The organism is Clostridium sp. DSM 8431 (genome assembly GCF_900116755.1).
Lineage (GTDB): Bacteria > Bacillota > Clostridia > Clostridiales > Clostridiaceae > Clostridium.
This window is the reverse complement of sequence record NZ_FPBY01000172.1, coordinates 1-7,027: the sequence shown is the minus strand read 5'-3', so window position 1 is coordinate 7,027 and position 7,027 is coordinate 1. Positions and strand designations below refer to the sequence as shown.

5 protein-coding genes and 1 other annotated feature are annotated in these 7,027 nt (G+C 30.9%); all 5 genes read left to right on the top strand.

Annotation, left to right across the window (positions count from 1 at the left end):
* Positions 1-201 precede the first annotated feature (201 nt).
* Positions 202-453, top strand: a binding site (T-box leader).
* Positions 454-508: 55 nt separating this feature from the next.
* The 5 genes from metG (BM384_RS14130) to BM384_RS18560 all read left to right on the top strand — a co-directional run bounded on the left by metG (BM384_RS14130) (position 509) and on the right by BM384_RS18560 (position 6,924).
* Positions 509-2,446 (top strand): methionine--tRNA ligase, encoded by a 1,938-nt coding sequence (gene metG, locus BM384_RS14130; protein ID WP_090014527.1) that lies wholly within the window; start codon positions 509-511, stop codon positions 2,444-2,446.
* 67 nt (positions 2,447-2,513) lie between these two features.
* The gene (metG, locus tag BM384_RS14125; RefSeq protein WP_090014526.1) at positions 2,514-4,130 is read left to right on the top strand and encodes a methionine--tRNA ligase; all 1,617 of its coding nucleotides are present in this window, start codon (positions 2,514-2,516) and stop codon (positions 4,128-4,130) included.
* A 210-nt stretch (positions 4,131-4,340) separates the two neighbouring features.
* Complete coding sequence (locus BM384_RS14120) at positions 4,341-4,775, top strand: DUF2383 domain-containing protein (RefSeq protein WP_242946048.1); 435 nt, start codon at positions 4,341-4,343, stop codon at positions 4,773-4,775.
* Between the two features lie 81 nt (positions 4,776-4,856).
* A complete protein-coding gene (locus BM384_RS14115) occupies positions 4,857-5,654 on the top strand; it encodes a TatD family hydrolase (RefSeq protein ID WP_090014525.1) in 798 nt (265 codons plus the stop codon).
* Between the two features lie 223 nt (positions 5,655-5,877).
* A complete protein-coding gene (locus BM384_RS18560; protein ID WP_090014523.1) occupies positions 5,878-6,924 on the top strand; it encodes a G5 and 3D domain-containing protein in 1,047 nt (348 codons plus the stop codon).
* Positions 6,925-7,027 lie beyond the last annotated feature (103 nt).

Sequence of the window (7,027 nt, the reverse complement as noted above, 5' to 3'; positions counted from 1 at the left end):
AACTGAATATTTAAATTTTCTTCCCATAAAAAAATACCTCCAAAGTAGAGTTTGGTTATTTACCATGTCTACTTTAGAGGTATCATATCATTTTTAATAACTACACCTTTATTTTTTTATTGAGTTTAATATTATAAATATTCCAATTTTCTAATGGTAAAAATGATTGACACAGGTATTTTTTTGATTTATCATTGTAATGAAAATGCTATGAAGAGAAGAGTAGTAAAGAATAATGTTTAAAGAGAGTTGATATTTTGGTGAAAGTCAATAACAGGAAGCTTTATGAAGATGGTCTTGGAGCAGAACTACTGAGTTAATATTTTAATTAGGCAGTTACGGGAGCAACCGTTATATTGTAGAGTGATGATAGTCACTTAGTGAGTTCTTTATTGTGAGATAAAGAAAAAATAGAGTGGTAACGCGTTTTTATTGATTAATAACGTCTCTATATAGGAAAATTACCTATATAGAGACTTTTTTTTATAAGTTTAGAGGAGGTTAAGATATGTGTAATGAATGTAAAAAAACATATTATATAACAACACCAATATATTATCCATCAACAAATCTACATATTGGTAATACTTATACAACTGTTGCAGCAGATGCAGTAGCTAGATTTAAGAGATTATCAGGATTTGATGTAATGTTCTTAACTGGAACAGATGAACATGGTCAAAAAATTCAAAGAATAGCTGAAGAAAAAGGTATTACTCCTAAGGAGCATGTAGATGAAGTAGTAGCAGGAATTAAAGACTTATGGAAATTAATGAACATAAGCTATGATAAATTCATTAGAACTACTGATGATTATCATGTAAAAGCAGTTCAAGAAATAGTTGAAAAGCTTTATAAACAAGGAGATATTTATAAAGGATCTTATGAAGGATGGTACTGTACACCATGTGAATCTTTCTGGACAGATACTCAATTAGTAGATGGTAAGTGTCCTGACTGTGGAAGACCAGTTGAAAAGTCAAAGGAAGAAGCTTACTTCTTTAAGATGAACAAATATGCAGATAGATTAATTGAATATATAGAAACTCATCCAGGTTTCATAGAACCAGAATCAAGAAAGAACGAAATGCTTAATAACTTCTTAAGACCAGGATTACAAGATCTTTGTATTTCAAGAACAAGCTTTAACTGGGGAATTCCTGTAACATTTGACCCAGACCATGTTGTTTATGTTTGGATAGATGCATTATCAAACTATATAACTGCTTTAGGATATGGAAATGACAATACTGAAAACTTCAAGAAATACTGGCCAGCAGATGTACATTTAATAGGTAAAGATATCTTAAGATTCCATACAATTTATTGGCCAATTATGTTAATGGCTTTAGATTTACCATTACCTAAGAAGGTATTTGGTCATGGATGGTTACTTGTTGATGGAGGAAAGATGTCAAAATCAAAGGGTAACGTAGTAGATCCAGTAGTCTTAGTTAACGAATTTGGAGCAGATGCAGTTAGATACTACTTATTAAGAGAAATTCCATTTGGTTCAGATGGTTCTTACAATAGTGAAGTATTTATAAAGAAAATAAACTCAGATTTATGTAATGATTTAGGTAACCTTTTATCTAGAACAGTTGCTATGATTGAAAAGTATTTTGGAGGAGTTATTCCAGCACCAACTGCTAAGGAACCTATCGATGATGAACTTATAAACCTTGCTTTAGAAACTCCTAAGAAGGTAGAAGGATTCATAGATGAATTACAAATTCCAAGTGCTTTAGAAGCTATATTTGATTTAATAGGAAGAGCTAATAAATATATAGATGAAACAACTCCTTGGATACTTGCTAAGGATGAAGATAAGAAAGAAAGATTAGGAACAGTTTTATATAACTTAGCTGAATCTTTAAGATTTGCATCAGTATTACTTTCAGCATTCTTACCAGAAACAGCTGAAAAGATGAATAAGCAAATAGCTGCTACTAACCTTTCATGGGAATCATTAAAGAGCTTTGATGGAACTATTGTAGGAACAAAGGTTGTTAAGGGTGAAAACTTATTCCCAAGAATAGATGTTGATGCTAAGTTAGAAGAATTAGCAAAACTTCAAGAAGCTAATAAGCCAGCTAAAAGAGAAATAACTCCTATTAAAGAAGAAATCACTATAGATGATTTTGAAAAGTTAGATTTAAGAGTAGTTAAGGTTTTAGAGTGTGAACCAGTTAAGGGAGCTAAGAAATTACTTAAATTAAAAGTTGATTTAGGTGGAGAAGAAAGACAGGTAGTATCAGGAGTAGCTAAATTCTATAAACCAGAAGAATTAGTAGGAAAAAATGTTGTACTTGTAGCTAACTTAAAACCAGTTAAACTTAGAGGAGAATTATCACAAGGAATGATTCTTTGCGCAGCAACTGATGATGACAGCGTATTAAAAGCTGTTGATCCAGGTGATTTACCAACAGGAAGCATAGTAAGATAATTTTAATATTTATTTAAGGCACTATATAGATTTTTCTGTATAGTGCTTAATTTTAAGGGGGTTTTTTATGAATGTAATAGTGGGTAACGCATGGCCATATGCTAATGGACCCCTTCATTTAGGAAGAGTAGCAGTACTTTTACCTGGAGATATATTAGCTAGATATCATAGATTAATGGGGGATGATGTGATTTTTGTATCAGGAAGTGATTCTCATGGAATGCCTGTATACAGTAAAGCTAAAGAAGAAGGTTTAACGCCACAAGAAACTTCAGAAAAGTACCATAAGGAATTTGTAAAATGCTTTAATAAATTAAATTTTTCCTTTGATTTATTTACTAGGACTCATACTGAGTATCATAGTAAAAAAGTTAAAGAATTTATATTGTATCTATATGAAAAAGGATATATATATGAAAAAGAAACTGAGCAGCATTATTGTGAAGAATGTAAAGTTTTCTTATTAGATAGTGATGTAAAAGGAATATGCCCTAATTGCAATAAAGAATCTATAGATGGACAGTGTCCTTCAATGTGTGGTTCAAGTGAATTAATAGATAAAAGATGTAGATTTTGCAATAAAGTACCTACTACAAAGAAAAGTAAGCATTTATTTTTTGCTTTATCTAAATTTGAAAAGGATGTTAGGAGAGCTTTTATAAGACAACATGGATGGAGAGAAAATGCTCAAGTTATAACAAAGAGATATTTAGACGGTGGATTAAGAGATAGAGCAATTACAAGAGATTTTGAATGGGGAATTGATGTGCCTTTAAAAGGATTTGAAGATAAGAAGATATATGTATGGATTGAAGCGGTTTGTGGATATTTAACTGCTAGTATGCAGTGTGCAGAGCAGAGAGGAGAAGATTATTTAGATTATTGGGGCGGAGAAGATAGCAAAGTTTACTTCGTTCATGGTAAAGACAATATTCCTTTTCATACAGTTATATTTCCATCTTTATTATCAGGTCTTGGTATAAAAAACCCTAACATAATAGAAATTTCAAGTGAATATTTAAAGTTAGAAGGAAAACAGTTTTCTACTGTGAAAAACTGGGCTATATGGGTAGACTATATTGCTGAAAATTACAATGTAGATTCCTTGAGATATTACTTGATGCTAAATGGCCCAGAGATTAAGGCTTCAGATTTTAGATGGAAAGATTTTATTAGTACCAATAATAATGAATTAGTAGGACTGTACGGAAATTTTGTAAATCGAACTTTATCATTTATTGAGAATAATTTTGAAGGAAATATACCTAGGGGAAAGATGCCTTTAGAGATGAAAAATAAATTGTTTAACCTTTATTTTGAGGTTGGAGATTTAATAGAAGAGGGACGTTTTAAAGAAGGCTTATCAAAAATTATGAAGATGGTTAAGGATGCAAATAAGTATTTTGATAATGAAAAACCTTGGGTGAGTTTAGAAAAGAATAAATTAAAATGTGAAAATACATTATATATATGCGTTCAGTTTATAGTTAATCTTTCAAATTTATTTGAACCTTTTATGCCAGTGGTTTCAAAGAAAATAAGAGATATTTTAGGTGCTAAAGAACCTACTTGGAGCTATGTAGAAAAAAATAGTGGGAAAATAAATAAATTAGAAATTTTATTTGAAAAAATAGATAGAAAAAATGTAGAAAAAGAACTTAACAAATTGAAAAAAAGAGTGTAAATAAAAATCAGAGTACCAACAATAGGGGATGTGATACTCTGATGATAACTACTCAATAGCTTGAATAGTTAAGGGGTAAATAATAATGCTTTAACTACTTTACAAGTATTAATATAATACGTGATTATGACAGTTGTGTGTCAAAAAAATTAAGAAAATATGTATATAAATATGAAAATGATAGAAAATATCTATAAAGAGGTGAACTTTATGGATAGAAAGAAGACTTTACAAGAAATGAATAAGTTTTTAAAAGGAATTCATATGGGGATTTCTACTTTTAAAGATTATTTAGAAAAGTCTGAGTCTAGGGAGCTTCGAAGGGAACTTACAAGTATAATAGATTCTTTAAAAAAACACGAAAAAGTAATTACAAAGAGAATTAAAGAACTTGGAGGAAATGCTTCAGAATCTATAGGAATAATAGGAAGCATGGGACAGATTTTTGAAAAGATAAAACTTATAACTGCAGATAAGGATCAGGAAATTTTATGCCATACAATTAAATATATGGAAATAGAAGTTAAGAATGGTAATAAGTTTATTCAAGATAATCAGGGGTTAGAAGAAAGCCTTATGAAGGATGTTAAATGCGTAGTAGATGAATACTGCACTCACTTGAAGAAACTACAGCAATTTTGGTAAAACAGGATGATTTTTAATAAGTCATCCTTTTTTGATATAATAATTATTATGTAGAGTTTATACTTGGAAGGAATGTTTTTTATGAAAAATAAATATAAGATTTTTGACAGTCATGCACATTATGATGATGAAGCTTTTGATGTAGATAGAGATGAATTAATTAAGGAACTTCATGAAAATGGAGTTATAGGAATATTAGATTGTGCATCTAGTTATGAAAGTATAGATAAGGTATGTGAAATCACTAAGAAGTGGGACTTTATCTATGGAGCATTAGGTATACATCCTGAAAATGCAGATGAATTTAATGATGAAGTAATGAATGAAATTAAAGAAAAAATAAAGGAAAATAAAAAAATTATTGCAGTTGGAGAAATAGGATTAGATTATCATTGGGATGAAAATCCTCCAAGAGAAGTTCAAAGAAAAGTATTTAGAAAACACATGGAACTTGCAAAAGAATTAAATCTTCCAGTTGTAATTCATGATAGAGATGCTCATGAAGATACTTTAAATATAATGAAAGAGTATCCAGAAGTTATAGGAACAGTTCACTGTTTCTCAGGAAGCGTTGAATTTGCAAAGGAATGCTTAAAGCTTGGATATTACATAGGAATAACAGGAGTAATAACATTTAAGAATGCTAAAAAGCTAGTAAAAGTAGTTAAAGAAGTACCTTTAGACAGACTTTTAGTTGAAACTGACTGTCCTTACATGGCACCAGAGCCTAATAGAGGTAAAAGGAATAAATCAGATTATATAGAATTTATTATAGAAAAAATTGCAGAGATAAAAGAAATTGACCCTAAACAATTAAATATGCAAGTCAATGAGAATTTTAGAAGGTTGACTGGAATGGAAAAAAATGGTAACATATAAAGGTACAGTTTACTAGAACTAAGTTATAGACCGATGGACAGTTAAACAAGAAAACTTCACCTAAATAAACTCGATTAAGAGCTAAGTGTAGTCTATGGGTTACGAGCCTCTAAGCCCCTAAAACACTAGCTTTATCCAATGCAAGAACAAAGCGTGAATTTGACAAAATGTCTGTTTATAAGATATAATTCTTAGGACGCTCTTGCCAAAGGAGGGAATTTATATGGTAGAAAAATTCAAGAAATACTTACACAAAAGTTTTTCTAACGGTCCGAAGGCAAAGATAATATTAGGAATAGTAATTGCTATATGCTGTGTAGTTACTTTACTAGTTTCTATGAGAAAAACGGTAAAAATTAATGTAGATGGAAATGAACAAACTTTTGTCACATATAAAGGGACTGTTGGAGATGTGCTGCAGGAGCAAGGAATAGAACTTGCTGAAAAAGATAAGGTGCAGCCGTCAAAAGAATCCAAAATATCAAAAAATGATACTATATCGGTAAAGAAAGCTGTACAAGTCAAGGTTGTTATATCAGGTGAAGAGCGAGAAATTTCAACAGCTGAAGACACAATAGGAGATATGCTACTTGCTGAGGCAGATAACTTTAAAGAGGAAGGAATTGAAATCAATGATTCAGACATTGTAACTCCTCAAAAAGACACTGCAATTACATCAGATATGGATATTCAAGTAGTTAAAGTTCAAGAGGATGAGGTAACAGAAATAGAAGAGATACCATTCGACACGGAACAAACAATAGACTATAACAAAGTTAATACTTTTAGAGAAGTAACTTCAAGTGGAGTCGTTGGAACTAAGGAAGTTGCTTATAAAGTAGTAAAACATGATGATGAGATAATATCTAAGGAGAAGGTAAGTGAAACCCCTTTAACTGAACCACAAACTGAAAAGGTAACAGTTGGTGGTGCTATTCAAAAAACAAGTAGAGGTGGGGAAACTTATTTATCAAAGAAAACATTATATGTTCAAGCTACTGCATATACTGGAGGCGGCAGAACTGCAACAGGAAAAGCAGTAACTTATAATCCTAATGGAACAAGTACAATCGCAGTTGATCCAAGAGTTATTCCACTTGGAAGCCTAGTTGAGGTTAGTGGATATGGATTAGCAGTTGCTTCAGATACAGGTGGAGCAATTAAAGGAAATATTATAGATGTATATCTAAATTCCGAGAGCGAATGTCAAATCTGGGGAAGAAAACACAATGTAGAGGTTAATATAAAGGCCTACCCTGGTGAATGGTAAAGGATTTTTAAAGGGGATGTAAAAAAACTCTCCTAAAAAGAAAATCGCTGTAGGCATTAAACTTACAGCGATTTTTTGGTAAAATTAAATTATGATACCAAAT

What these genes read in the sequence shown, in the direction of transcription:
- BM384_RS14115 (WP_090014525.1), top strand. Translation starts at nt 4,857, where the DNA reads ATGAAAAATAAATATAAGATTTTTGACAGTCATGCACATTATGATGAT.
- metG (WP_090014527.1), top strand. Translation starts at nt 509, where the DNA reads ATGTGTAATGAATGTAAAAAAACATATTATATAACAACACCAATATAT.
- BM384_RS14120 (WP_242946048.1), top strand. Translation starts at nt 4,341, where the DNA reads ATGGATAGAAAGAAGACTTTACAAGAAATGAATAAGTTTTTAAAAGGA.
- metG (WP_090014526.1), top strand. Translation starts at nt 2,514, where the DNA reads ATGAATGTAATAGTGGGTAACGCATGGCCATATGCTAATGGACCCCTT.
- BM384_RS18560 (WP_090014523.1), top strand. Translation starts at nt 5,878, where the DNA reads ATGGTAGAAAAATTCAAGAAATACTTACACAAAAGTTTTTCTAACGGT.